Below are 1,420 nucleotides of genomic sequence, written 5' to 3'. Positions count from 1 at the left end.
TGAAGTGCACCCCAATTGTTAGACACAGTCTAACAATTGGAGGTGCATTTTTTATGGCTAAATTTTCTTCAAAAGAAAAAATCCAAGCGGTGAAACGATATTTAGATGGTACAGAAAGTGGAAAAACAATTGCTAAATCTATAGGAGTTAACCCTAGCGTACTTCGTGAGTGGATTAGACGATATGAGTCTTCAGGTGAAAAGGCCTTTGAAAAGTGCTATACATTCTACCCAGCCCAGTATAAACTAGATGTACTTTATTATATGAATGAACACGGGACATCTATCAGAGAAACAGCGGCACTTTTCAATATACCGTCTTATGAAACACTTCGGAAATGGAAAATAGCTTATGAAACAGGAGGATTGGATGCCCTACAATCAAAGAAAAAGGGGCGTCCAACCATGAAAGATAAAAAAATAAAACCAGTAGATGAAGGATCAATCGAAGCCTTACAAGCGGAAAATGAGCGTTTACGTATGGAAAATTCATATTTAAAAAAGTTGAATGCCTTAGTTCAAAACAAAGAAAAATCACCAAACAAGACAAAGCGCAAGTAATCTACGAGTTAAGGCATGAATTTCCTATCAAGGAGTTACTTCAACTCGCAAACATTCCACGTAGTACGTACTATTACTGGATGAAACATTTTAATCGTCCTGATCCAAATGCGGAGGTAAAAGAACTGATTCAAGCTATTTATAATGAACACGATGGGTGTTATGGTTATCGTCGTATTCGTGATGAACTTATGAATCGTGGACACAAAGTAAATCATAAAAAAGTGTATCGTCTTATGAAAGAATTAGGGTTAAAATGTCTGGTTCGTATGAAAAAATATCGCTCTTACAAAGGGACAGTTGGGAAAATTGCACCAAATATTTTAAATCGCAACTTCCAAGCTGAAAAACCAAATGAAAAGTGGGTTACAGATATTACGGAGTTTAAGTTATTTGGGGAGAAGTTATACCTATCACCAATGTTGGATTTATTTAATGGTGAAATTATCACGTATACAATTGGTTCAAGACCGACCTATTCCCTTGTTTCAACGATGTTGGACCAAGCCCTTTATTGTGTAACCGATCCGGATAAACTCCTCATTCACTCTGATCAAGGTTGGCACTATCAAATGAAACAATACCGTCATTCTCTTAAGAATTGTGGCATAACTCAAAGTATGTCTCGCAAAGGAAACTGTTATGACAATGCCGTTATTGAAAATTTCTTCGGTATCATGAAATCGGAATTTCTGTATCGAAAAGAATTTGAAAGTATAACACATTTCAAACAAGAGTTAGCAAAGTATATAGAATACTATAATCATAAAAGAATTAAGGCAAAATTAAAGGGTATGAGCCCAGTACAATACCGGGCTCATACCCTAGAGGCTGCCTAATGAAACGACCTGTCTAACTTT

Annotated in this window: 1 protein-coding gene; it reads left to right on the top strand. The window is 36.1% G+C overall.

Going from position 1 to position 1,420, the window contains the following annotated elements; genetic code table 11:
* The first annotated feature begins 53 nt into the window (after positions 1–53).
* Positions 54–1,399 (top strand): IS3-like element ISBth10 family transposase gene (locus tag F3I02_RS19360; protein WP_085960089.1). Its coding sequence is split into 2 segments (ribosomal slippage): positions 54–495 and positions 495–1,399, totalling 1,347 coding nucleotides; the frame shifts between segments, so codons are not numbered across the junction.
* Positions 1,400–1,420: the final 21 nt, after the last annotated feature.

This window comes from Bacillus sp. SRB3LM (assembly GCF_015712745.1).
GTDB classification, from domain to species: domain Bacteria; phylum Bacillota; class Bacilli; order Bacillales; family Bacillaceae_G; genus Bacillus_A; species Bacillus_A thuringiensis_K.
This window is presented reverse-complemented; position numbering and strand designations above follow the sequence as displayed.